Consider the following 24345-nt stretch of genomic DNA (forward strand, 5'->3'; position numbering starts at 1 on the left):
GGCGGACGCCGTCATGACGCCGGACCAGGGGGCGCCGGACCGCGGGGCGCCGCGGAAGGGGGAGGCGCTCGGGCTGCCGGCCGGTGCGGACCTCGCCGGCATCGCTGGCGCGTTCGGGCACCTGCTGCACGAGGCCGGGGTGCCGGTGACGCCGGAGCGCAGCTCGCGCTTCGCCCAGGTGGTGGTGCTGGCGGCGCCCACCACGCTGCCCGAGCTCGCCGCGCTCGGCCGCACCACGCTGGTGAGCGGCCGCGACCAGCTCGAGGTGTTCGACCGCGTCTTCGCGCAGGTGTTCGGCGGCGTCGTCGACCAGGCCGACTTCCGCGGCGACAGCGCGCACCCGCCGCCGCCCTCGGCGCGGCCCGAGGGCGAGCGCGCGGCGGGCGAGCCCGAGCGCGAGGGCGACGACGACGTGCAGCCGTCCGGCTCCAGCGGGCTGCCCGGGGAGAGCGGCACCGAGCCGGAGTCCGACGAGGAGTCCGTGCTGGCGGCCGTGAGCGTCGAGGAACGCCTGGGGGAGAAGAACTTCGCCGACTGCTCCGAGGAGGAGCTCGCGCTGCTCAACGCGCTCATCGCGGCGCTGCCGTTCGTCGCGCCGCTGCTCACCGCGCGGCGCAAGCGCCGGCACAGCAGCGGCCGCGTGCTCGACGTCCGGGCCACCCTGCGCGGCATGCACCGCACCGCGGGCGACCCGGTGCACCGCGTGCACCGGCGCCCCACCACCCGGCCGCGGCGCGTGGTGCTCATCGCCGACGTGTCCGGCTCGATGGAGCCCTACGCCCGCGTCTACCTGCACCTGATGCGCGGCGCGGTGAAGGCGCTGGGCGCCGAGGCGTTCGTGTTCGCCACGCGGCTCACCCGGCTCACCCGCCCGCTTCAGCACACGCACCCCGACGTCGCCTACCGCCGCGCGGCGGCGGCCGCGCCCGACTGGTCCGGCGGCACCCGGATCGGCAGCGCGCTCAAGACGTTCCTCGACCAGCACGGCCGTCGCGGCCTGGCCCGCGGCGCCGTGGTGGTGATCGTCTCGGACGGCTGGGAGATCGAGGACCCGGCCCTCGTCGGCCGGGCGATGGAGCAGCTCTCGCGGCTGGCCTTCCACGTCATCTGGGTCAACCCGCGCAAGGCGGCCCGCGGCTACCAGCCGGTGGTCGGCGGGATGGCGGCGGCGATGCCCTACGTCGACACGTTCGTGAGCGGGCACTCGATGCGCGCCATCGAGGACGTGCTCGAGGCGATCCGCGACGCCGCGCACGACGGCCGCCACCACCGGCACGCGGCGCTGCCGCACCCGGGGGTCCCGCGTCCCGAGGACGAGCTGTATGCGGGATAGTCGCGGGGTGGAGGCATCGAGGTGAGGGGCGTCGAGGAGCACCGGGCGGCCGTGCTCGCCGGCGTCGAGCCGCTCGAGCCCATCGACGTCGCGCTGCTCGACGCCCTCGGCCAGACCCTCGCCGAGGACGTCGCCGCGCCCTGGCCGCTGCCGTCGTTCGACAACAGCTCGATGGACGGCTACGCCGTGGTGGCCGCCGACGTCGCCGGCGCGGCGCCGGACACCCCCGTGGTGCTCGACGTCGACGGCGACCTCGCGGCGGGCACCTCGCTCGCGCTCACCGTCTCGCCCGGGCGCTGCGTGCGCATCATGACCGGCGCGCCGCTGCCCCCGGGCGCGGACGCCGTCGTGCCGGTCGAGCGCACCGACGGCGGCACGCAGCGGGTCGCGGTCACTGCGCCGGTGGACTCGGGTGCCTACGTGCGGCGCGCCGGCGAGGACGTCGCGGCCGGAGCCGTCGTCGCGGCGCGCGGCGACGTCGTCACCGAGCGCTCGGTGCCGGTCATCGCGTCGGTGGGGCGCGGCCACGTGCACGTGGTCCGGCGCCCGCACGTCGTCGTCATCAGCACAGGCGACGAGCTGGTGGAGGCCGGTCAGGAGCCCGGGCCCGGCCAGATCATCGACTCCAACGGCGTGATGCTCGTGGCCCTCGCGCGCGCGGCCGGCGCGAGCGCCTGGCGCACGCCCCGCTCGCCCGACGACGACGACGAGTTCCGCGCGGTGCTCGAGGCCGCGCTGCGCGAGGCCGACGTCGTGGTGACCAGCGGCGGGGTGAGCATGGGCGCCTACGACACCGTGAAGGCGGTGCTGGCGCGCAGCGGCGAGGTCGAGTTCGTCAAGGTCGCCCAGCACCCGGGCATGCCGCAGGGGGCGGGGCGGCTCGGCGAACGCGGCGTCCCGATCGTCACGCTGCCGGGCAACCCGGTGAGCTCGTTCGTCTCCTTCGAGCTCTACGTGCGCCCGCTGATCCGTCGGCTCATGGGCAAGCGCGACCTCGTGCGCCCCACCGAGCCGGCCGTGTCGCTGGCCGCGTTCGACTCCCCCGCCGGCAAGACGCAGTTCGCCCGCGGGGTCCTCACGGTGCGCGACGACGGCACCCGCGCGGTGGCGCCCGTGGGCGGCCAGGGCTCGCACGTCATGGGCGGCCTCGCGCAGTCCGACTGCCTCGTGGTGGTGGCCGCCGACGTCACGCGGGTCGAGGCGGGCGACCCCGTCGGCGTCATCGACCTCACGCGGGCCCAGCCGTGAGCGCGCGCCGCGCCCTCGTCGTCACGGTGTCCACCCGGGCCAGCGCCGGGGTCTGGGACGACCGGTCCGGCCCCGTCCTGCGCGAGGGCCTGCTCGCGATGGGCCTCGACGTCGAGGGTCCGCTCGTGGTGGCCGACGGCGACCCGGTCGAGGCCGCGCTGCGCGACGCCGTGACCGCCGGCTACGACCTCGTGGTGACCACGGGCGGCACCGGGCTCACGCCGAGCGACCTCACCCCGGAGATGACCGCGCGCGTGGTGGACCGCCAGATCCCCGGCATCGCCGAGGCGTTGCGCGCCTACGGCGCGGCCCACGGCGTGCCGACGGCCGTGCTCTCCCGCGGTATCGCGGGCACGGCGGGGCGCACGCTGGTGGTCAACCTCCCCGGGTCCACGGGCGGCGTGCGCGACGGTCTCGCGGTCCTCGCCGACGTCGTGCCGCACGCCCTCGACCAGATCCCCGGCTCGGACCACGGGGCGCGCTCGGAGTAGGGCGGATGGCCCTTCCGGGCGCGCTCGCCGTGCATCCCTGAGGTCGCCGGCGGTTCGATGGAGCCGTGCGGATGCGCGCGACCGTCGTGCTCACCGCCGCTCTCCTCGCCCTCGCGGGCTGCGGCGGCGACCCGGCCGCACCCTCGACGTCGGGCTCGGGCACCACCACCCCGACCCCGAGCAGCTCGAGCGCGTCGCCGAGCGCCTCGACCACGTCGTCGACGCCGACCTCCACGGCGACGAGCAGTCCCACGCGCACCGCCACCCCGACCGCGACTCCGACCGCGACCCCGACGCCGATGACCACCGTGCGGATCAGCATCAGCGGCACCGGCTGCCGCGACTGCATCCTCGTGGCCTTCACCACCGCGGGCGGCGTCACCCGCAGCCTGGGCAGCCAGAGCCAGCTCTCGGACTGGCCGCTGGAGTGGCGGGTGCCCACCTCGATGACGCGCGGGATGTGGTGGCGCTACCAGGACCTGTCCGGGGCGGACGTCGACGGCAAGCGGATGGTGGTCGTGATGCAGTACCAGGGCGTCGCGGTCGGCGCGGCGGTGAGTGACTCCACGGCGTACGCCTCCACGGCGGCGCGGATGTGCTGGGCGGGCACCACCGCCTCGCGGGTGACGATCGCGGTGCGCGCCTCGCTGTGGATGATCACCCCCACGCCGACCCCCACCGACGGCAGCGACCCCGGCGCGTACGACTCCCAGCTCGTGTACGCCGACCCCACGGTCGCCTCGGTGGGCGCGTGGCTGCCGACCTCTTACGGCCGCCTCGGGGTCACCGGCACGCCCGGTTGCGGCTGAGCGGCGCCTACCAGTCCGCGAGCGCGCGGCCGGCCGGAAGGCTGCCGGACCACGACGCGAAGGCCAGGTCGTACTGGTCGATGCGCAGCCCGTGCTCGAGCACGTTGCCCTCCGGGTGCACGGCGACGTCGGTGGTGCCGTAGATCGACAGCTCGCCGAGGTCGTGGTCGTCGCGCAGGCGCTCGGCGACGTCGGTGTCGCGCACCGGCACTCCGATCGTGTACGCCGAGGTGAGCGCGTTGCGGGCGAGCTCGGCCACCGGGCGGCCGTCGTCGTCGAGCAGCATGGTGGACGCCGCCCGCCAGGTGAAGGTGACGCGCACCTCCTCGTCGCGCACGTGGACGTCGGCCACCCGGACCCCGCGCAGGTGCACGTGCATCGCCGAGGAGAGCCGCATGGCCTCCGGGTCGGTGAGCGGACGGCGGCGCCGCTCGCGCAGACGGCGCAGCCGCAGCGCCGTCCAGGTGCCGGCCGTGAGCAGCAGGAGCCCCTGCACGACGAGGTCGTCGGTGCCCCACGCGGAGACCAGGAGCGGTGCGGCGGCCAGCGCCGCGAGGCAGGTGAGCACCCGGCGCCGCCGTGTGCTGCGACGTCGTGGGGGAGCGGAGCGCTGCTGGCGCACCCGGCACCTCGCCTCGTCGTCCGGGCCGGCACCGCACGTGCCGGTGCCTCCCCACGCTAGGCGGCGGGTCCGACGCCGGACAGACCCGCGACGCCGGTCGCAACCAGGTCGTGACCGCGACGCGACCCCGGACGCACGGGCTGGTCGGGCGTCACGCCCGGGCCGGTCAGGCGGCGCTGGGCTCGGGCTCCGGCGCGGCGGCCGGCAGTGCGTGCGGCAGGTGGCGGGTGAAGGGCAGCGAGGCCAGGGCCAGCAGGGCCGCGGCGAGCAGGCCCACCTTGAGCGCGGTCAGCTGGGCCGAGGCGTAGTCCTCGGTGAGGGCGTCGGCGGTGGCCGTGTCGAGACCAGCCTGCGTCGCGGCCGCGTGCACCTGCTCGAGGGAGAGGAAGTCCACGCCGGACTCGAGCCGGATCCCCACCTGGTGCGACACCTCGGCCGAGATGCGGGCGTCGTCCTGCACCGTGGTCACGAACGCGCTCGCGAGCCCGGACAGCACGATCGCGCCGATGAGCGCGACGCCGAACGACGAGCCGAGTTGCTGACCGGTGTACTGGAGGCCGCCAGCCTCCGAGCGCCCCGAGGCGTCGACGGAGGACTGCACCACGTTGCCGAGCTGGGACACCATCAGCCCCATCCCGACGCCGAGCAGCGCCATCGCGGTCGCGAACATCGCGTCCCACAGCTCGGGCTTCACCGTGGCCAGCAGCACGAGCACCGCCACGATGATCACCACGAGACCGGTCCGCACGATCGTGCGCACCGGGAAGCGGCCCGAGAGCCGGCTGCCCACCGCCGAGGCCACGAACATCGTGATCGAGATCGGCAGCATCTTGAGGCCGGTCTGCAGCGCGTCGAGCCCCAGCACGATCTGCAGGTAGAGCGGGACGACGAAGAACACGCCCATGAGGATCAGGTTCTGGGTGAACAGCCCGAGCAGGCCGGCGCGCAGCGGCGGGACGGCCACGAGGTCGAGGTGCACCAGCGGGTCCGTGCCCGCCGCCTCGCGGCGCCGCTGCCAGTGCACGAACGCCCACAGGAGGAACGCGCCCAGGGCGAGCACGAACGGCGTCAGCGCGAGCCCGAACGGCTCCACCGGGGAGTCCGCGGGCAGGAACCAGCCCCAGGTGCTCGACTGCAGGGTGCCCAGCACCAGCAGCCCCAGGCCGACGGCGGAGAGCACGGCGCCCACCGCGTCGAGGCGCGGAGCCGTGCCCTCGCGCAGCGCGTCGTGCACCTTCGGCGTCATCACGAGGATGAACGCGACGAGCACCACCTCACCCACGAACACGACCCGCCAGGTGAGCTCCGTGGTGGCCCAGCCGCCGAGGATCGGGCCGACGGCGATGCCCGCGCCGGCCACCCCGCCGATCACGGCGTAGGCGGCCTTCCGGGAGGGGCCCTCGTAGTTGCCCGCGATGAGCGCGGCCAGTGCCGGGAGCACGAGCGCCGCGCCGATGCCCTCGAGCACCGACCAGCCGAGCGCGAGCACGAGCACGCTCTGCGACGCCGCCGTGAGCGCCGAGCCGCAGCCGTAGATCACCAGACCGACCACGAACGCGCGGCGGCGCCCGATGATGTCGCCGACCTTCGCGCCGGTGAGCATGAGCATCGCCATCACCAGGCAGTACAGGGTGATGACGGCCTGGATCGTCGTCACGCTGGTGTCGAAGTCGGCGACCAGCTGGCTGATCGACACGTTCATCACCGACTGGTCGAGCACCATCACGAACTGCGCGGTGGCCAGCGCCACCATCGGCCACCAGCGCTGCACGTCGCCCTCCCGCGGTCCCGGTCGGCGCCGACGCTAGCGGGACGCCGGGCCCGGTGTCCGGCGCAGCGGTCCGCCGCGGAGGACGACGCCGGCCGGCCCGCTCACGGATGCAGCAGCGCGGCGCCGGCGATGGCGTGCTCCTGCCACCACAGCAGCTCGTCGTCGAGACCCCCGAACGCCTTCTCCCAGCCGAAGAGCACGAGGCCGCCGAGCAGGCTGAGCGCCAGCTGCTCGTCCCACCAGCCCTGGGTGGGGACGCCGTGCTCCTCCAGCGACGCGCGGTACGCCGCGATCGTGTCCTCCTTCGACTCGGGCAGCCGACGGCAGTTGATGGCGAGGTACCACGCGAGGTCGAACGTCGGGGCACCGCGGCCGGACGTCTCCCAGTCCAGGAGCACCGTGCGGCCCTCGGCGTCGATCCCGAGGTTGTCGAGCTTGAGGTTGCCGTGCACGAGGGTCTGCGGGGTGCCGGCCAGCGCGGTCACCAGCGGCGACGGGTCGCGGGCGAGCGGGCCCACCACCGCGGCGGCCCGGGGCGCGACCGTGGCCAGCAGGGGCCAGCCCTCGCCGACCAGGCGCGGCACGAGTGGGTCGCCGCCCCGAGCGGCCTCCGTCTCGGCCATCACCGGCGACAGCTCGAGGAACCGGGCCAGCGGGGTCACCACGTCGATCTCGGGGCCCGCGTCCCAGAAGGCCGCGTGCAGCGCCGCTGCGTGGTGGAGCAGCGTCCGGTGCACGTCGAGATCGATCGGCTCCTCGCCCACCTGCACGAGCGACGCGCCCACGTCGCGCATCAGCACGGCAGTGACCCGCCGGCCGGGCTCGACCTCGCCGACGGCCACGTCGACGACGGGCTGGTCGAGGCACCCGGGGAGCCGGTCGAGCAGCCAGCGCCACCAGAGCTCGCAGGTGGCTCCTCGCAGGACGCCGGACGCGCGCATCGTCCAGTCCCGCCCGAGGTCGAGGAACTTCAGCATGTGCGGGGCGCCGTCGACGATCACCCGCTCGAGCAGGGCGCCGGACTTGCCGGGTGCGTCCTCGATCACGCGACGGTCCGACGTGCGCGCGAGCAGGTCGTCGAGCCGCGACACCTCGCGACCGCGGGCCGGGCTCGGCGGGTGGTGACCGCTCACGACGCGTCGACGGCGGCGTCCGCGGCCGCCTGGGCCTCCGCCATCTCGTCCTGCAGGGACTGCGGCCAGCGACCGCCGCAGACGACCGTGTCCCGCCGCACCAGACCGTCCCCGATCTCCAGGACGTGCACGTGGTGCGCCACGTGCGGGACGCCGTCCTCGGTACAGCGCAGCAGGTAGCGCACCACCTCACCGCCGGGCACCGGGTGCCGCTCCAGCTCGTCGAGCTCGCCGGGGTCGGCGAACCATCCGCGGTACTCGGCCCGGATCGCGTCGGGCCCGACGACCCGGAAGCGCCAGTTCGGCACCGTGGCGTCCAGCACGGCGTCCTGCGCCCACACGGAGCACTCCGGGATCGAGGCGCCGGTCACCGCGCCGAGGAACTGGTCCACCACCTGCGACGGGGTCGCGCTCATCGTGCCCTCCGGCTGTGGGCTGGGGTTCCGCTCCGGTCCCGCCCCCGTCCGTCCGGCTGCGGCCAGTGTGCACCCGGGCCAGGGCGCCGTGCCGGCTGATGCGGAGGTTCGGGACGGGTCCGTCGGACTCGCCCGGCGACTCGTCGGACGGAATCCCTTGACGGTGCTGGGGCGCGCCCCTAGCCTGACGTTCGGACCCAAACGAATTTTGGGTCACCTCACCGGATCGCCCCAGGGAGCCCCGTATGCAGCCGACCCCCGTCCCGCTCGACCAGGTGGACCTCGCCGACCTCGACGTGTTCGAGCGCAACGAGGCATGGGGCATGTTCGACACGCTGCGCCGTGAGGCGCCGGTCCACTGGAACCCCGAGCACGACGGCGGCTCGGGCTTCTGGTCGGTCACGCGCTACGACGACATCGAGATGATCGACAAGGACCCGGAGAGCTTCACCTCGATGAAGTTCACCAACCTCGAGGAGCCGCCCGAGGAGTTCCAGGAGCGGCGCCGCTCGATCCTCGAGACCGACGGCCCCCGCCACCTCGCGCTGCGCAAGCTGCTCATGCGTGACTTCTCCGTCGGCCAGCTGCGCCGCTACGAGGACTTCCTCCGCGGCCTGGCGCTGCTCACCGTCGAGACCGCGCTCCAGCAGCAGGAGATGGACTTCGTCGACGCCATCGCCGCCGACTACCCGATCCAGGTGCTCGCGCGGCTGCTCGACACCCCCGAGGAGATGACGCCGCAGCTCATCGCGTGGGGCAACGAGATCGTCGGCTTCTCCGACCCCGAGTTCGCCCGGGTGCTCATCAACTCCGAGGAGAGCCAGAAGTACCGGCACCTGCCGTTCAGCTCGCCGGTCTCGCAGGAGATCTTCGAGTACGGCCGCAAGCTCGCCGCGGAGCGCCGCGGCGGTGACGGCGAGGACCTCGTGAGCAAGCTCGTCAACCGCATCCCCGAGGACGGCGTCCCGCTCTCGGACGAGCACTACGACAACTACTTCCTGCTGCTCGTCGTGGCCGGCAACGAGACCACGCGCCAGGCCATCAGCCACTCGATGAAGGCGCTGATGGACAACCGCGACCAGATGCAGTGGCTCGTCGACAACCCGGACAAGACCCAGCAGGCCGTCGAGGAGATGCTGCGGTTCGCCTCGCCCGTCTACCACTTCCGCCGCACGGCCACGCGCGACGTCGAGCTGCACGGGCAGAAGATCAAGGAGGGCGACAAGGTCGTCATGTGGTTCGCCTCGGGCAACCGCGACGAGACCAAGTTCGACGACCCGTACCGTCTCGACCTCACCCGGTTCCCCAACGACCACATGACCTTCGGCAAGGGCCCGCACACGTGCATGGGCTCCAACCTGGCCCGGCTCGAGATGCGCATCCTGTTCGAGACGCTCCTGCCGCGCATCGCCGAGATCGAGATGAACGGCCAGATCGACCGCGTGCGCAGCAACTTCGTCAACGGGATCAAGCGCTTCCCGGTGCGCATCGAGGCGAAGCGGGCCTGAGATGGCGGGCACGCAGACCACGATCCGCGAGCACGAGGGCGACCTCGTGGTGGAGTCGGCGGACCTCGTCGCCGAGGACGTCGTCGCCCTCACCCTGGTGGACCCGGACGGCGCCTCGCTGCCGCCCTGGACGCCAGGGGCGCACGTCGACCTGATCCTGGGCGACGACCTGGTGCGCCAGTACTCGCTGTGCGGCGAGCCGGCCGACAGCCGGACCATCCGCGTGGCCGTGCTGCGCGCGCCGGACTCCCGCGGCGGCTCGACGTACGTCCACGACAACCTGGTGAAGGGCGCCACCGTGCGCGTGCGCGGGCCGCGCAACCACTTCCCGCTCATGGCCGCGGCGCGCTACGTGTTCATCGGCGGCGGCATCGGCATCACCCCGCTGCTGCCCATGATCGCCGAGGCCGAGGCCAGCGGCGCCGAGTGGCACCTCTACTACGGCGGCCGCAGCCGCGCGTCGATGGCCTTCGTCGACGAGCTCGCGCGCTACGGCGACAAGGTGACGCTCGTGCCGCAGGACGAGGTGGGGATGCTCGACCTCGCCGCGATCCTGGGCGAGCCGCGGCCGGACACGCTGGTGTACTGCTGCGGGCCCGAGGGCCTGCTCTCCGCGGTCGAGCAGCGCTGCGGTGCCGACTGGCCCGAGGGCGCCCTGCACCTCGAGCGGTTCGCCGCCAAGGCTACCGAGGCGCCGGCGGGGGGCGAGCGCTCGTTCGAGCTGGTGCTCGCCGGCTCCGGCATGACGCTCACCGTGCCGCCGGACCGCTCGGTGTTCGACGTCATCCAGGACGCCGGGATCAGCGTGCTCGGCTCCTGCCACGAGGGCATCTGCGGCACCTGCGAGCAGATCGTGCTCGAGGGCGACGTCGACCACCGCGACTCCGTGCTCAGCGAGTCGGAGCGGGCGTCCAACGACGCGATGATGATCTGCGTCTCGCGCTGCTTCTCCGACCGGCTGACCCTGGACCTGTGAGGAGGCGGACATGACCCAGCGACGCACGGCGTCCGTCCCCACCGACTGCTGGTACGCCGTGGCCGAGTCGTCGGCCGTCGGCCGCTCGCTCACCGCCCTGCGCGCCCTCGACCGGCCGGTGGTGCTCTACCGCACCGAGGACGGCCGCGCGGTCGCGCTCGAGGACCGGTGCGCGCACCGCGCCTACCCCCTCAGCGCCGGAGCCCTCGTGGGCGACGACGTGCGCTGCGGCCTGTGCGGCTTCGTCTACGACGTCGACGGCCAGTGCGTGGGCGTGCCCACGCAGTCGCGCGTGCCGTTCGGCGCCTCGGTGTCCTCCTACCCGGTGCAGGAGAGCGCGGGCGTGGTGTGGGTGTGGTTCGGCGAGCCGGGACGCTCGCGGCTGCACCGCGTGCCGGAGCTGCCGTGGCTCGGCGCGGACGGCTGGGCGAGCGTCTCCGGGGAGGCCGACGTCGCCGCGGGCTACCTGCTGCTGCACGAGAGCTTCGCCGACGTCACCCAGGTGCCGTTCGTGGCGCCCGAGATCTCGCCGACCGTGCTGGGCTCGCAGCCTCCGCCGCTGGACGTCGTCGTCACCGAGACCACGGTGTCGCTGCACCGCGAGTTCGCCCCGGCGCCGCTGCCGCAGTGGCAGGCCGCCATGCTCGGCGTGGCCGCCGACGTGCCGTTCGCGACGTCCCAGGAGGGCTTCTTCCTCTCGCCCGCCGCGTGGGTGGACCACTGGGACGTGACCGGTCCGGACGGCCGGGTGGCGCGTCTGCGGTTCACCCAGCTCGTGACGCCGCTGGGCGCCGGACGCAGCCGGGTGATGTGGCGGGTGAGCCGCGACTTCGCCGTGGGCGACGCCCAGGCCGACGGCACCGTCGCCGCGATGTTCCGCGACTACTACGGCCGCGTGATGTCCGCGATGGAGACCGCCCAGCGCGTGCTCGACGTCGACGGCCCCGGCCCCGAGGTCAACGTCAGCGCCGACGTCGCCGCGGTGAAGGTGCGGGAGATCGTCACCGGCATGCTGGCCGAGGAGACGCCGTACTCCGTCGTGCGCACCAGGCGCGCCCGCGTGTGAGCCGGTGCGGCCGGTTCGCCGCACCGTGACCGTCCGTCGTCCGACCGAGAACGAGGAGAGACCGTGCCCGAGCTCCAGGGCTTCGCGCCGCCGTACACCCAGAGCGGGCGCAGCGCGCTGATCCCGGACCCGCCGTGGTTCTACAGCGGCGACCTGCTCACGGTGGAGTACCGCACCGACGTCGAGAAGGTGCGCGCGATCCTGCCCGACGACGTCGAGCTCGCCGAGGAGGACCCGGGCGCGGTCGCGTTCATCTGGGCCGACTGGCAGTCGTGCTCCTCGGGCGGCGCCGAGCTGCTCGACCCCGCGAGGTCGCAGTACAAGGAGGCCTTCGCGGTCGTCCGCTGCCGCTACGAGGGCGTCACGTACTCGCGGTGCGTGCTCATCTGGGTGACCACCGACTTCGCCATCGCGCGGGGCGTGCACCAGGGCTACCCGAAGAAGCTCGGCTCGATCCACCAGACCCGGCCCATGCCCTACGGCAAGGGCGCCCCGCGCATCGAGGCCGGCGGCCGGTTCGGCGCGACGCTCGCGGCGTACGACCACCGGCTGGCCCAGGCCGTCATCACGCTGACCGAGCCCAGCGACACCAACGGCTTCGTCAACGCCCTGCCGATGCTGCACCACCGCCGCGTGCGCCCCATCGAGCGCGGCGCGGACGGCTGGGCGCTCGACGAGGTGCTCACCATGAGCGGCGTCGGGTTCGAGCACGGCCAGGCCTGGAAGGCCGAGGCCACGCTCGACCTCTTCGACTCGCCGTGGGACGACGTCGCGTCCACGCTGCCCGTCCGCGAGGTGATCAGCGGCTACTACCTGCAGGTGGGCACCAGCTGGGACGGCGGCACCACCCTCGCCCACCGCTGACCCCGCTGAAGTCCGGCGTCCCGGATCCGCGTGACCCGTCCCGCCGGGGACGCATGAGGAGCACACTGCCCTCGTGGGGATGCAGAAATCCGCGTCGCGGGCCCGGGTGCCCGCGGGAGTCCTCGTCGCCGCGGTGTGCGCGTGCGGCCTCGCCGCATGTGCGCAGGAGACGACACCGCTGCCCGACGCCACAGTGGGGTACTGCGTCGGTGTCGACGAGCAGCACCCGGCGGACGCCCGTGTGACGGTGTCGTTCCGTCGCGGCGATCAGACCCTGGGGTTCGTCGGCAACGTCGTCACCGGAACGTCCGCGGTGGGCGTCACGCCCGGCCCGGTCGAGGTGTACGTGGACGACGTCCGAGTGGGTACTCTCACGGTGTCCGCGGGCAGTCGGGCGTATGCCACCAGCGGGACGGGGTGTCCCTCCACGATGCGCCCGTGATGCGGGAGCGGAGCACGTTCCTCCGTGGCGACGTCCCCGGTGCAGTCCTGCCGGGCCGGCGACGTCACCCGGGCCACTTCGACCAGGCGCTCCTGCCGGACCTGGACACGGTGATCGCGACGGCGCAGCCCCTCGGGCTGGGTCCGGTCGTCCGGGTCGCCACCGACCGGTCTGTCGACGTCGGGTCCCTGGTGGCGAAGATCAGGTCGGCCGTCCGCGCGTAGGTCCCTGCCTCGTCGTGTCCGCAGGGCGGCGCGGGGATCAGTGCCCGAAGAGGTGCGTCCACGGGGCCGTGTACCCGGTCGACCAGGCCGCGAGCCCGAGGCCGACGAGGACGCACGCGGCGAGCACCAGCAGCCGGACGCCGCGGCCCGGCACGACCGCCTCCCGCGACGCGGCGTACTCGGTCGCGACGGACCGCACGCTGCGGACGACGTGGATGAGGACGTGCAGTGTCATGGCCGCGAACCAGACGACGAAGAACGCCTTGTGCAGGAAGGCCATGCGATCGGTGGAGCCCGGGCCGTGCAGCATGAGGACGACGCCCGTCCCCAGCAGACCCACCGTGGAGAGCATCACGACCGGTGCCAGCAGCCGGCGGAGGAACGGCGGCGGTCCGGCGTGCACGTACGCCGGGGCGCCCGTGTAGTACCGCAGGATCTTCCAGCCGGTGGTGCCCAGCTTGAGCGCGACGGGCGCGAGCAGGAACGTGCCGATGACGATGTGCGGCACCACGAGGGAGCCGACGCTGAGCACAGTGACACCTTCGGCGAACAGCGCCAGCAGCAGGACGAACCCCGTCAGCGAGGTGAGCCGGGCGTTGCGTCGCACGCCCAGCGAGCCGGTGTCCTCCACCACTGCGGACCTGGTCGTCGTCACAGCCGGCCGTCCCCTTCCGGTCACTGCGCTCGCCGGCACGACGAGCCGCCGCGACGCTAGCGGCGCTCCCTGATCCGCGTTCGACTCCGCGGTGTGAAGTCACTGAGAGCACCGAGAGTCCGGGGACCGATCCGCGTTCGTCCTCGGCGAGAGCGGCTGCGGACGATGACGGCGCGGCGGCACGCACGTTCGCCTCACGTCGGTGGCCGCCCGCCACGGCTGCGGCGTCGAGGTGCGGCACGATGAGTCCGTGGTCCGCGCAGCCGTCGAGGAGGACGCATGACCGGCCCGTTGATGATGCCCGGCGGTCCGGTCGCGGACGCCGTGCTCGCCGGCCTCCGCCCGCGCATCGAGCGTCTGCGCGCAGCGGGCCGTGTGCCCGGGCTCGCGACCCTCCTGGTGGGCGACGACGACGCGAGCGCCCGCTACGTCGGGATGAAGCACACCAAGGCCGCGGAGCTGGGCTGCCACTCCGTCCAGGTGCACCTGCCCGCCGACTGCACGCAGCAGGACGTGCTCGACGCCATCCACACGCTCAACGACGACGACGCGGTCGACGCCGTCCTCTTCCAGTACCCGCCGCCGCCCCAGATCGACTTCGAGGCCGCGCTGATGGAGCTCGACCCGGACAAGGACGTCGACGGGCTGCACCCGGTCAACATGGGCCGGCTCGCGCTCTCGATCCCGGGCCCGGTGCCGTGCACGCCCGCGGGGATCGAGGCGCTGCTCGCGCACTACGAGATCCCGGTCGCCGGCCGCAACGTCTGCATCCTCGGGCGCGGGGCCACGCTGGGCCGCCCGCTCGCGCTGCTGCTCTCCCAGAAGCGGCCCACCGCCAACGCCGCCGTCACCGTCGTCCACACCGGGGTGCCGGACTGGGCCGACTACACGCGCAGCGCCGACGTCGTCATCGCCGCCGCCGGGGTGCCCGGCATCCTGCGGCCGGAGCACATCACGAGCCAGACAGTCGTGGTGGGCGGCGGCGTCCGCTACGAGGGCCGGCGGCTGCTCCCGGACGTCGACGTCGCGTGCGAGGAGGTCGCGCGGGCGATCACGCCGCGGGTCGGCGGGGTCGGTCCGACGACGATTGCCATGCTGTTCCGCAACCTCGTCGACATCGCCGAGCGTCGCGCCGCCTGAGCGCCACGACCGCGCCGTGCTGGGACTCCGGTGCCCCCTGGGCTCGGCGTCGCACGGGTCGCGAGGCTGCGTCGCGTGACGGCGCAACCGCGGAAAGTAGTTGTGCGCCAACGGTTTCCGGGCGGGGCGGACTGTCGGTGGTGGTCGCTAGCGTGCTGGCATGACCTCGACGATCGACTCGCGCCAGGTGGCCGCTCCGCCGCCGCGGGACGAGTGGGCGTCGGTCCGCGAGTCCCGGTCCGCCGCTTCGTCCCTGGCGGCGGCCTCGTCGTCGGCGGGGTTCGCCGGGGCGGTCGCGCAGGTGCGGGCGATGGCGGCGCAGCTGGCCTCGGGAACGAAGGCGGGGGCGTGGTCGACGGTGCCGGCCGCAGCGGCCGGGGAGCTGGTGGCGGCGCTGCTCGCGGCGCGCGATGTGCTGGACGCGGTCGCGGCGGCCGGGGTCGGGGTGGTCCACGCGGGCGGGGTGCTGCCCGGCGGGCACGTGTCGACCTCGCGGTGGCTTCAGGCCGAGGCGGGCCTGTCGCGTCCCGCGGCCGGAGCGCTGCTGGCCCGGGGCCGGTCCGACGCCGAGCGTGAGCTCCCCCTCACCCGCATCGCCGCGCTGTCCGGGCGCCTCTCGGCGGACCGGGCCCGCGCGGTCGCGGTCGGGCTGCGTGCCGCGCTGCGCCCGCTGCGCCCGCAGGACCGCGCGGCCGCGGTCGCGGCCGTGGAGGGTCCGCTGGTCGAGTACGCCCGCACGGCGAGCGTGGCGGCGATCGGGCGCAAGACCGCCCGGCTGCGGTTCACCCTCGACCCTGACACCGCCGACGCCCGCGCCGTCGCCGCGTACACCGAGCAGCACCTGCGCCTGACCCCGGTGGGCGACGGCGTCGTGGTCGACGGGTGGCTCACCGCCCAGACCGCCGCCGCCCTGGCGACCTGCCTGGAGCAGACCATCGACCGCTGGTACCGCACCGGTGAGCACACCCCCGACCGACCCGGTGCGCCCGTCCCCGCCGCCGTGTCCGACCTCGCCGCCGCCGTCGGCGCACCCCGCCGCCCCACCCGCACGCACCTTCAGGCACTGGCCCTGGGCGAGCTGTGCGAACGCCTGCTCGACCACGGCGGCGCCGGCACCCGCCACCGCCAGCGCCCCCACCTCACCCTCACCGTCGACGCCGCCGACCTCGCCGGCGACCCCACCGGCCCCGGCCCCGCCTGGCAGATCCCCGGCCTCGGCTCGCTGCCCGCGCCCCGCTCCACCGCCGCGCGCATCCTCTGCGACGCCGACGTCACCCCCGTCATCACCACCACCACGGGCCTCGGCGAGGACGACCCCCGCGGCCCCCGCCACCAGGGCGACCACCGCGGCAGCGACCGCGGCAGCGACTTCGGCAGCGAGACCGGCCGCCATGCGCACCGCGACGGCGTCCACCCCGACGGCGAGCACCACCGCACCGCCCCGCGCAGTCGCGACCTGCTCGAGACCTTCCTCGCCGACCTGCGCGAGCAGGCCCGCGAGGTCCTCCACGTCGGGCGCACCGCCCGCACCGCCCCACCGCGCCTGCGCCGCGCCCTGGCCACCCGCGACCACGGCTGCATCGCCCCCGGCTGCGACGTCGACCCCTCCCGCTGCCACGCCCACCACGTCCAGCCCTGGGAGCACGGCGGCCCGACCGAGCTGCCCAACCTCGCCCTGCTCTGCTCCGCCCACCACCACCTCGTCCACGAAGGCCACTGGCAGCTGCGACCCACCCCCGGCCTGCGCCCCGGCCACACCGGCTACTGGCAGCTCCACCCCCCACCCCCACCACCGCCCTGACCCGCCACCACCACGGCTCAGGGCGCACCACCCGTCACCCGCTTCCGCTCGTCCCGCGCCGTCCTCGCGAGGGCACGCCGTGGATGCCCGCCGGACTGTGCACCCCGGCCGGGCCATGCGCGGGAACGGCGGTCGCGACGGGAGCGAGCCGCCCTCGTGGCCGCGCCGCCGTCGGCGACCTCGCCGGGGCGCATTGCCCCGACCCCGCGCGTAGCCTCGAAGTGAGGGAGGTCCGTCCCTCGTGGTTCTCCCTCCGAGGGGGGTGAGGACGATGACGATGCCGCTGCACCACTCCGCCGGAGCAGGCGGCGAGACCGCTCCCGAGGCCCGTCGGCTGACTGTGGTGTCCTACGTGGTCAACCTCGGCTACGTCGTCTGGTTCTGGGTGATGTTCGCGGCCGGCTACTGGGTCTACTCGTGGTTCGGCCTCGACCCGTCGAGCTCGGCCTTGTCCGACGCCGGCGCCGGAGGGTGGCTGGCTGCCCTCGGCTACGGGCTCGTCGTGGGCCTGCCCAGCTGGATCGGCGCCTGGATCGCTCAGCACGCGTACCGGATCGGCGGCGGGCTGGCGGCCATGGTCGCCGTGGTGGTCAACCTGGTGATCGCCGTGGCGTGGCTGACCGCAGTCCTGCTCGGCATGTGACCCCGACGCCCCCCGAGCGCGACGACGTGCACCGTGCGGCGCAGGGCCCGCGCGGTGGTGTCGCGTGCCTGGGCTCGACGGATCGGCGTCGGCAGCCCGCGACTCCCTCGGGGCCGCGGCCTACAGGTGGTAGGCGTACTCGCGGAACTCCCAGTCGGTGACGTGGTGGGAGAAGCGCTCGACCTCGTTGCGCTTGTAGGTGAGGAACGAGGTGACGAAGTACTCGCCGAGCACCTCGGCGAGCGCCGTGTCGGCCTCGAGCGCGTCGAGCGCCTCGGGCAGCGACTGCGGCAGCATCGGCGCGCTCTCCGGGTCGTAGCCGTAGCCCTCGAGCGGCGCGGCCGGCTCGAGCTTGTCGCGCACGCCGAGGTAGATCGCGGCGCCGACGGCGGCCATCGCGAGGTAGGGGTTGGCGGTCGCGTCGCCGAGGCGCACCTCCATGCGCGCGGCGCCACCGCGCTCCGGCGGGATCCGCACCATGGCGCTGCGGTTGTCGAGGCCCCAGTCGATGAGCCACGGCGCGAGGGTGTCCGGGCCGAAGCGCTTGTAGGAGTTGATCGTCGGGTTGAGGATCGCGGCGAGCGCGGGCGCGTGCGCGAGCACTCCGGCGATCGCGGAGCGCCCGGTCTCGGACAGCCCGTCCGGGCCGGACTCGTCGCCGAACACGTTCTGGCCCTCGCCGTCGACGAGCGACACGTGCAGGTGGAAGCCGCTGCCGCCCTCGTCGTTGAACGGCTTGGCCATGAACGTGGCCAGGAAGCCCTCGTGGCGGGCGATCTCCTGCACGGCCGACTTCATCCGGAAGGCGCGGTCGGCCGCGTCGAGCAGGTCGGAGTGGTTCAGGTTGATCTCGAACTGCCCCGGACAGAACTCGTGGTTCGCCGCCGTCACCTGGAGCGCGGCGTCGCGCAGGTGGCGCAGCATCGTGAGCAGCATCCCGCGGGGGTCGCCCTTGCGGCCGACGACGTAGACGTTGCCCGGCTGGTCGGCGTAGCGCCGGTAGCCCGTGGTCGTGGTGGGGTCCTCCTCCAGGAGGTAGAACTCCAGCTCCGGCCCGATCACGGCGCCGAGGCCGAGCTCGCCCAGCTTCTGCGACACGCGACGGGCCACCTCGCGGGGGGACTCCTGCGCCGCCGCGCCGCCGAGGACCGAGGTGTCGGCCAGGCACCACGCGGCGCCGGGCTCCCAGGGCAGGTTGGTGAGGGTGCTCAGGTCCGGCCTCGCGCTGATGTCGGGCAGGCCGTTCTCGATGCCGCCCTGCACCGGGACGACGTCGCCCATCGGCGAGGTGTGGTAGACCGCGCGGCAGAACGCGATCCCGTGGTGCATGACGCTGTCCAGCTCGTCGATGAGCACGTCGCGACCGCGGTCGACCCCGATGAGGTCCGGGTACGAGACGCGGATGACGTCGACCCCCTTGGCGCGGAGGTCCTCGACCACATCGGTCACGTCGACGTTCTGCATGCGGGGTGCTCCTCGCCCGTCCGGTGTCGCCTGCCAAAGAGGTCGTTCGGGTCCGAACAACCTCGGTGTCCGAGAAGATAGACCCCGGCGCGCCCGCCAGGGAAGACCCTGGAGGAAATCTGTCACGGGCCGTTGCCTTCCGCGCGCGCGGCACATACGTTCGGACCCGAACGAGAGGAGCCGTCGTGCGCGCGCTGTTCGTCCAGCAGGACCACGTCTCACCCGTCGGCCCGGTGGGCGCGGCCTTCGAGGAGCGCGGCTTCGAGGTCGAGGAGTTCCTCGTCGTCCCGGAGCACCGGTTCCACGCCCCCGACGTCGCGGTGACCTTCCCGGACGCCTCGGCGTACGACGTGATCGTGCCGATGGGCGCGCCTTGGTCGGTGTACGACGAGGAGACCATCGGCGCCTGGGTGCTCGAGGAGCTCACCTTCTTGCGCCGGGCGCACGACGCCGGGATCCCCGTGCTGGGCATCTGCTTCGGCGGCCAGGCGCTGGCCGCCGCCCTCGGCGGCGCCGTCGAGCGGGCGCCCGAGGCCGAGATCGGCTGGGTCACCGTCGACACCGACGACCCCGGACTGGTCGAGCCCGGCCCCTGGTTCGAGTGGCACCACGACCGCTGGAGCGCGCCCCCCGGCGCCAGGACGTTCGCCCGCACCGGGGCGGCCGAGCAGGCCTTCCGCATCGGCCGCAGCCTCGCCGTGCAGTTCCACCCCGAGCTGACCCCCGCGCAGCTCAAGGGCTGGCTCGACAACGGCGGCACCGCCTACCTCGAGGCCCACGACCTCGACCCGGCCCTGCTGGTCGCCGAGACCGAGCGCACCGCCGACGAGGCGCAGGCCCGCAGCCGCGCCCTCGTGCACCGCTTCCTCGACCAGGTGGCCTTCCCGTCGTGAGCCGCTACCCCGTCGCGGCGGGGCGCCGCGGTGGCGGCGCCGCGACCCGGCACTACGCTCGGCCCGTGCCGGACGACGCAGGCGTGGAGCAGGTCGCCGACCCGCACGTGTGCGACCCGGACACCTGCCCCTGCGACGACGGGACCTGCACCTTGAGCAAGTACGTGCGGACCACGGGCGAGAGCCGGGGCGACCAGCACCACACCCTCGCCGAGACCGAGAAGGCCGTCTCGCGCCTGCTCGAGGGCATGGCCGTCGACATGACGGCGATGGCCGCCGTGCAGAACGTCTACCGCGCGGCCAACGCCGTGCGGAACCGGCTCGAGCGCACCGTGCTCGCCCCGCACGACCTCACCTGGACCGGCTGGGTCGTGCTGTGGGTCGTGTGGATCTGGGGCGACATCGAGACCCGCCACGTGGCCGCCGAGGCGGGCATCTCCAAGGGCACGCTCACCGGCGTGGTGGGCACCCTGGAGAAGCGCGGCCTCCTGCGCCGGCGCACGCACCCGGACGACGCCCGCCGCGTGCTCGTGTCCCTCACGCCCAAGGGCCGCAAGCTCATGAGCACCCTCTTCCCGCTGTTCAACGCGGAGGAGGCGTACGTGACCGAGACGCTCACCGACGCCGAGAAGCTGGGCCTGGCGCGCAGCCTGCGCAAGGTCGCCCAGCACGTCGAGGCCGACTGAGCCGACGGCGCGGTCCGGCACCGGCCCGGCTCAGCGCCCGGCGTCCACCAGCGCCCGGAACAGCGCGAGCTGGGCGGGGTCGTCGGTGACGGTGTCCTCCGGGTGCCACTGCACCGCGAGGAACCAGCCCGCCGCCGAGGGCAGCACCGCACCCTCCACCGTGCCGTCGGCCGCCCTCGCCACCGGCACGAGCCCCGCGCCGAGCACGTCCGCGCGCTGGTGGTGGTAGCACGACGCCTGCACCGTGGGGCCCACGACGTCGCCGAGCAGGGTGCCCGGGACCACGGCGACGGTGTGCACCACGTGCCGGTGCGGCTCGGCCATGTGCTGCTCGAGGGTGCCGCCGAGGGCGACGTTGACCACCTGCCACCCGCGGCACACCGCGAGCAGGGGCGTGCCGCTGCTGATCGCCCAGCGGGCCACCGCGAGGTCGAACGCGTCCTGCTCGTCGTCGACGTCGTAGACGTCGTCGGAGGCCACCGGCTGGCCGTACGTCGCGGGGCTCAGGTCGCCGCCCCCGGGCAGCAGCACGGCGTCGGCGAAGGCCAGCCGCTCGCCGACCTCCTCGGGGGTCACCGACCCGCCCGGAGCCCACGGGTGCACGGTGACCGGCTCGCCGCCGGCGAGCAGCACGCCCTCGGAGAGCGCGCGGGCCGTGGTGAGGGCACGATGGCGGTGGGCCGACGCGGACGCCGAGAACCGGCCGGGGACGGCCACGATCGGGCGGTGCGACATGTCTTGACGCCTCCCGGCGACGGCAATACGTTTGGTCCCGAACGATATCGGACGCGGCGCCGCCCGTCACCACCCCACACCCCCGGAGGGCCGAGCCGGTGACCACCGCAGTCGTCGCGGGCGTCGAGGTCGACACCCGCCACTGGATCGGCGGGCAGCGCGTCGAGAGCGCCACCACGTTCGAGGACGTCTCGCCGCTCGACGGCACCGTGATCGCGCACGTCAGCCGCGGCGGCCAGGCCGAGGTCGACGCCGCGGTGGCCGCGGCCAAGGAGGCCTTCGTCGGCTGGTCGCGCACCAGCCCGGCCGAGCGCGCCGCGATCCTCAACCGCGTGGCCGACGGCGTCGAGGCCCGCATCGAGGACCTCGCCCAGGTGGAGACCCGCGACAACGGCTCGCTGCTGCGCTCGCACCGCCGCGGCGTCATGCCGCGCGTGGCCATGAACATCCGCTTCTTCGCCGACCACCTGCTCACCCTCGGGCACCCCGACTTCGACACCCGCGGCCACCGCAACCACGTCTCGTGGGACCCGGCCGGCGTCACCGCGATCGTCACGCCGTGGAACGCCCCGCTCATGCTCGCCACCTGGCGGATCGGCCCCGCGCTCGCCGCCGGCAACACCGTGGTGGCCAAGCCCCCGGAGTGGGCCCCGCTCACGGCGTCGCTGTTCGCCGACATCGCCCACGAGGCGGGGCTGCCCGACGGCGTCTTCAACGTCGTGCAGGGCATGGGGGTCGAGGCCGGGGCTCCGCTGGTCGCCCACCCCGACGTGCGGCGCATCTGCTTCACCGGCTCGGTGCCCACCTCGATCCGCATCGGCGAGGCGGCGGCCCGCAACGTGACGCCGGTGAGCTTCGAGCTCGGCGGCAAGTCGCCCCTGCTCGTGCTCGACGACGCCGACCTCGACCTCGCGGTCGACCTCGCCGTCGAGCAGTTCGACAACTCCGGCCAGGTCTGCCTCGCGGCCGTGCGCATGCTCGTGCAGGACGGCGTCTACGACGAGTTCCGCGCCCGGTTCCTCGAGCGGGCGGCGTCGATCAGGCAGGGCGACTCGCGCGACGAGACGGTCGACATCGGTCCGCTGGTGGGCAGCACGCACTTCGAGCGCGTGGACGGCTTCGTCAAGCGCGCCGTCGCGGAGGGCGCCCAGGTGATCCTGGGCGGCGAGCCCAACCACGAGCTCAACAACGCGACCGGCGGCTTCTACTACAAGCCCACGGTGTTCGAGGGCGTCGACCGCAGCATGGAGATCACCTGCCAGGAGGTCTTCGGCCCGGTGCTCACCCTCCAGCGCTTCTCCACCGAGGAGGAGGGCGTCGCGATGGCCAACGACACCGAGTACGGCCTCGCCGCCACGCTCGTCACGGGCGACCACGAGCGGGCCGAGCGGGTCGCGGCGCAGCTGCGCGCCGGCACGGTGTGGGTCAACTGCTTCTTCGTCCGCGACCTGTCGGCGCCGTTCGGCGGCAGCGGTCGCTCCGGCATCGGTCGCGAGGGCGGCGACTGGTCGTTCGACTTCTACTGCGACGTGAAGAACTCGGTGTTCGCCCCCAAGGGATGGAGCTGACATGGGTGAGGTCGTCGGTGCGGGTCTGCTCTCGCACGTCCCCACGATCATGCTGCCCGAGGCCACCCGGCTCGAGCTCAACGAGGGCAAGGAGATCTCGCTCGTGCCCGCGCTGCGGCGGATCCGGGCGGAGAAGTTCGAGCAGCTCGACTACGACACGGTGATCGTGCTCGACTCGCACTGGTTCACGACGGTGGAGTTCGTCGTCACCTCGCAGGACATGCGCGCCGGGCTGTTCACCGCGGAGGAGCTGCCCCGCGGCATGTGCCGCATCCCCTACGAGTGGCGCGGCGACCGCGAGCTCGCGGAGGCCATCGCGGCGGAGGGCGAGCCGAACGGCACCTGGATCACGCCCATCGACGACCCCTACCTGCCGCTCTACTACCCCTCGATCAACCTGTGGTCGTACCTGGGCAAGGGCCTCGACAAGCAGTGGATCTCGATCTCGGTCTGCCAGACCGGCGAGACCGACGACTTCCTGCGCGTGGGCCGCGCCATCCGCGACGCCGTCGCCAAGGTCGACCGCAAGGTGATCATCATCGCGACCGGCTCGCTCTCGCACACGTTCTACAAGCTCAAGGAGCTGCGCAAGCACGAGTCCAGCGACCCCTCGCACATCATCAGCGCGAAGGCGCGCGAGATGGACCACGAGCGGCTCGGCTGGTTCTTCGAGGGCCGCCACGACCGCGTGCTCGACACGATGCCCGAGTTCCTCACCGTGCGGCCCGAGGGCATGTTCGCCCACTACCTCATGATGGCCGCGGCCCTCGGCGAGCGTGACTTCGCGGCGCCCGGCGTCCAGTACGGCGACTACGAGAACTCGATCGGCACCAGCCAGGTGCACGTGTGGTTCGACCGGCCCGAGACCGGCTGGACCACCCCGCGCTCGGCCGCCTGACCTCCCGCCCCGCACGCCGTGCCCGCCGCCGGTCCGTCGTGCCCGATCCCAGGAGACCTCCCGTGACCGAGTACCGCCGGATCCTGCTCGAGGGCGCCGCCGTGCAGGTGGTGCGCCACGGCGACACCCTCGTCGCCGCCGACGGCCGCGAGGTGGGCGTCGAGGACGCCGTGCACCTGCCGCCGAGCGAGCCGACCAAGATCGTCGCGGTGCACCTGAACTACGACAGCCGCACGCGCGAGTTCATGACCCGCCTGCCCGCGGCGCCGACGTACTTCCACAAGCCGACGACCGCGCTGAACTCGCACAAGGGCGCGGTGGTGCGGCCCGAGGGCTGCAAGTGGCTCAACTACGAGGGCGAGATCGTCATCGTGATCGGCCGCACCTGCCGCAACGTCTCGCCGGCCGAGGCGGCCGACTACATCGCCGGCTACACCGTGGGCAACGACTACGGCCTGCACGACTTCCGCGACACCGACGCCGGATCGATGCTGCGGGTGAAGGGCTCGGACACCCTCGCCCCGGTCGGCCCCGGCCTGGTGACCGACTGGGACTTCCGCGGCAAGGGCATCCGCACGCTGGTCAACGGGGAGGTGAAGCAGGAGGGCAGCACCGACGAGATGGAGTGGGACATGCACTACCTCGTCGCCGACATCGCCCGCACGATCACCCTGCTCCCCGGCGACATGCTGTTCTCCGGCACGCCGGCCAACTCGCGGCCCGTGCAGCCCGGCGACGTCGTCGAGGTGGAGGTGGAGGGCCTCGGCCGGCTGACCAACCACATCGTCACCGGCCCCACGCCGATCCGCACCGACGTCGGCGCGCAGCCCACGGAGAGCGAGGAGGTCGTCTCCACCGCCCTGGGCGGCGACTGGGAGTTCCGCGGCATCCGCACCCCGAGCAAGGACCTCTACCCCTCCACCGTGGAGGAGAAGGCCTGATGGGCCGGCACTTGCCGG

24 protein-coding genes are annotated in these 24345 nt (G+C 73.8%); 17 read left to right on the plus strand and 7 right to left on the minus strand.

What is annotated here, in order from left to right; genetic code table 11:
- Positions 1 to 13: 13 nt before the first annotated feature.
- From GC157_11270 to GC157_11285, 4 genes are all read left to right on the plus strand, one after another.
- Complete coding sequence (locus tag GC157_11270) at positions 14 to 1333, plus strand: VWA domain-containing protein (GenBank protein MBI1378043.1); 1320 nt, start codon at positions 14 to 16, stop codon at positions 1331 to 1333.
- Between the two features lie 21 nt (positions 1334 to 1354).
- The gene (locus GC157_11275; GenBank protein MBI1378044.1) at positions 1355 to 2581 is read left to right on the plus strand and encodes a molybdopterin molybdenumtransferase MoeA; all 1227 of its coding nucleotides are present in this window, start codon (positions 1355 to 1357) and stop codon (positions 2579 to 2581) included.
- The gene (locus tag GC157_11280) at positions 2578 to 3072 is read left to right on the plus strand and encodes a MogA/MoaB family molybdenum cofactor biosynthesis protein (protein MBI1378045.1); all 495 of its coding nucleotides are present in this window, start codon (positions 2578 to 2580) and stop codon (positions 3070 to 3072) included. Before GC157_11275 ends, GC157_11280 begins: the two co-directional genes overlap by 4 nt.
- A gap of 71 nt (positions 3073 to 3143) precedes the next feature.
- Positions 3144 to 3881, plus strand: a complete 738-nt coding sequence (locus tag GC157_11285) for a hypothetical protein (protein MBI1378046.1) — start codon at positions 3144 to 3146, stop codon at positions 3879 to 3881.
- A gap of 7 nt (positions 3882 to 3888) precedes the next feature.
- On the opposite strand, the gene GC157_11290 is transcribed toward GC157_11285, so the two are convergent.
- From GC157_11290 to GC157_11305, 4 genes are all read right to left on the minus strand, one after another.
- On the minus strand, positions 3889 to 4503 hold the full coding sequence (locus GC157_11290; GenBank protein MBI1378047.1) for a hypothetical protein: 615 nt from the start codon (positions 4501 to 4503) through the stop codon (positions 3889 to 3891).
- A gap of 166 nt (positions 4504 to 4669) precedes the next feature.
- A complete protein-coding gene (locus tag GC157_11295; GenBank protein ID MBI1378048.1) occupies positions 4670 to 6274 on the minus strand; it encodes an MFS transporter in 1605 nt (534 codons plus the stop codon).
- A 101-nt stretch (positions 6275 to 6375) separates the two neighbouring features.
- On the minus strand, positions 6376 to 7407 hold the full coding sequence (locus GC157_11300) for a phosphotransferase (protein MBI1378049.1): 1032 nt from the start codon (positions 7405 to 7407) through the stop codon (positions 6376 to 6378).
- Positions 7404 to 7823: a hypothetical protein gene (locus GC157_11305; GenBank protein MBI1378050.1), complete on the minus strand. Its 420-nt coding sequence runs from the start codon at positions 7821 to 7823 to the stop codon at positions 7404 to 7406. Before GC157_11305 ends, GC157_11300 begins: the two co-directional genes overlap by 4 nt.
- Positions 7824 to 8068: 245 nt before the next feature.
- On the opposite strand from GC157_11305, the gene GC157_11310 reads away from it, so the two are divergent.
- The 5 genes from GC157_11310 to GC157_11330 all read left to right on the plus strand — a co-directional run bounded on the left by GC157_11310 (position 8069) and on the right by GC157_11330 (position 12679).
- Entirely contained in the window at positions 8069 to 9331 is a 1263-nt protein-coding gene (locus GC157_11310; protein ID MBI1378051.1) for a cytochrome P450, read from the plus strand.
- Position 9332: 1 nt separating this feature from the next.
- Complete coding sequence (locus GC157_11315; GenBank protein MBI1378052.1) at positions 9333 to 10307, plus strand: 2Fe-2S iron-sulfur cluster binding domain-containing protein; 975 nt, start codon at positions 9333 to 9335, stop codon at positions 10305 to 10307.
- A 10-nt stretch (positions 10308 to 10317) separates the two neighbouring features.
- A complete protein-coding gene (locus GC157_11320) occupies positions 10318 to 11373 on the plus strand; it encodes a Rieske 2Fe-2S domain-containing protein (GenBank protein ID MBI1378053.1) in 1056 nt (351 codons plus the stop codon).
- A 63-nt stretch (positions 11374 to 11436) separates the two neighbouring features.
- Complete coding sequence (locus GC157_11325; protein MBI1378054.1) at positions 11437 to 12237, plus strand: acetoacetate decarboxylase; 801 nt, start codon at positions 11437 to 11439, stop codon at positions 12235 to 12237.
- A 73-nt stretch (positions 12238 to 12310) separates the two neighbouring features.
- A complete protein-coding gene (locus tag GC157_11330) occupies positions 12311 to 12679 on the plus strand; it encodes a hypothetical protein (GenBank protein ID MBI1378055.1) in 369 nt (122 codons plus the stop codon).
- 261 nt (positions 12680 to 12940) lie between these two features.
- On the opposite strand, the gene GC157_11335 is transcribed toward GC157_11330, so the two are convergent.
- A complete protein-coding gene (locus GC157_11335; protein ID MBI1378056.1) occupies positions 12941 to 13558 on the minus strand; it encodes a hypothetical protein in 618 nt (205 codons plus the stop codon).
- A 279-nt stretch (positions 13559 to 13837) separates the two neighbouring features.
- Here GC157_11335 and GC157_11340 point away from each other — a divergent pair, with 279 nt between their 5' ends.
- The 3 genes from GC157_11340 (at position 13838) to GC157_11350 (ending at position 17142) form a co-directional block, all read left to right on the plus strand.
- Positions 13838 to 14698 (plus strand): bifunctional 5,10-methylenetetrahydrofolate dehydrogenase/5,10-methenyltetrahydrofolate cyclohydrolase, encoded by an 861-nt coding sequence (locus GC157_11340; protein MBI1378057.1) that lies wholly within the window; start codon positions 13838 to 13840, stop codon positions 14696 to 14698.
- A gap of 160 nt (positions 14699 to 14858) precedes the next feature.
- Complete coding sequence (locus GC157_11345; GenBank protein ID MBI1378058.1) at positions 14859 to 16499, plus strand: DUF222 domain-containing protein; 1641 nt, start codon at positions 14859 to 14861, stop codon at positions 16497 to 16499.
- A 271-nt stretch (positions 16500 to 16770) separates the two neighbouring features.
- On the plus strand, positions 16771 to 17142 hold the full coding sequence (locus tag GC157_11350; GenBank protein MBI1378059.1) for a hypothetical protein: 372 nt from the start codon (positions 16771 to 16773) through the stop codon (positions 17140 to 17142).
- Between the two features lie 120 nt (positions 17143 to 17262).
- On the opposite strand, the gene GC157_11355 is transcribed toward GC157_11350, so the two are convergent.
- The gene (locus tag GC157_11355) at positions 17263 to 18606 is read right to left on the minus strand and encodes a glutamine synthetase (GenBank protein MBI1378060.1); all 1344 of its coding nucleotides are present in this window, start codon (positions 18604 to 18606) and stop codon (positions 17263 to 17265) included.
- Positions 18607 to 18791: 185 nt separating this feature from the next.
- Here GC157_11355 and GC157_11360 point away from each other — a divergent pair, with 185 nt between their 5' ends.
- Entirely contained in the window at positions 18792 to 19499 is a 708-nt protein-coding gene (locus tag GC157_11360) for an aminotransferase (protein MBI1378061.1), read from the plus strand.
- 248 nt (positions 19500 to 19747) lie between these two features.
- Positions 19748 to 20185: a MarR family transcriptional regulator gene (locus GC157_11365; protein MBI1378062.1), complete on the plus strand. Its 438-nt coding sequence runs from the start codon at positions 19748 to 19750 to the stop codon at positions 20183 to 20185.
- A 30-nt stretch (positions 20186 to 20215) separates the two neighbouring features.
- On the opposite strand, the gene GC157_11370 is transcribed toward GC157_11365, so the two are convergent.
- Positions 20216 to 20920 (minus strand): gamma-glutamyl-gamma-aminobutyrate hydrolase family protein, encoded by a 705-nt coding sequence (locus GC157_11370; GenBank protein ID MBI1378063.1) that lies wholly within the window; start codon positions 20918 to 20920, stop codon positions 20216 to 20218.
- A gap of 98 nt (positions 20921 to 21018) precedes the next feature.
- On the opposite strand from GC157_11370, the gene GC157_11375 reads away from it, so the two are divergent.
- From GC157_11375 to GC157_11385, 3 genes are all read left to right on the plus strand, one after another.
- Entirely contained in the window at positions 21019 to 22488 is a 1470-nt protein-coding gene (locus GC157_11375) for an aldehyde dehydrogenase family protein (GenBank protein MBI1378064.1), read from the plus strand.
- A 1-nt stretch (position 22489) separates the two neighbouring features.
- Positions 22490 to 23386, plus strand: coding sequence for a catechol 1,2-dioxygenase (locus tag GC157_11380; GenBank protein ID MBI1378065.1), 897 nt, complete (start codon positions 22490 to 22492; stop codon positions 23384 to 23386).
- 62 nt (positions 23387 to 23448) lie between these two features.
- Entirely contained in the window at positions 23449 to 24327 is an 879-nt protein-coding gene (locus tag GC157_11385; GenBank protein ID MBI1378066.1) for an FAA hydrolase family protein, read from the plus strand.
- Positions 24328 to 24345: the final 18 nt, after the last annotated feature.

Source organism: Frankiales bacterium, from assembly GCA_016125335.1.
Lineage (GTDB): Bacteria > Actinomycetota > Actinomycetes > S36-B12 > CAIYMF01 > Longivirga.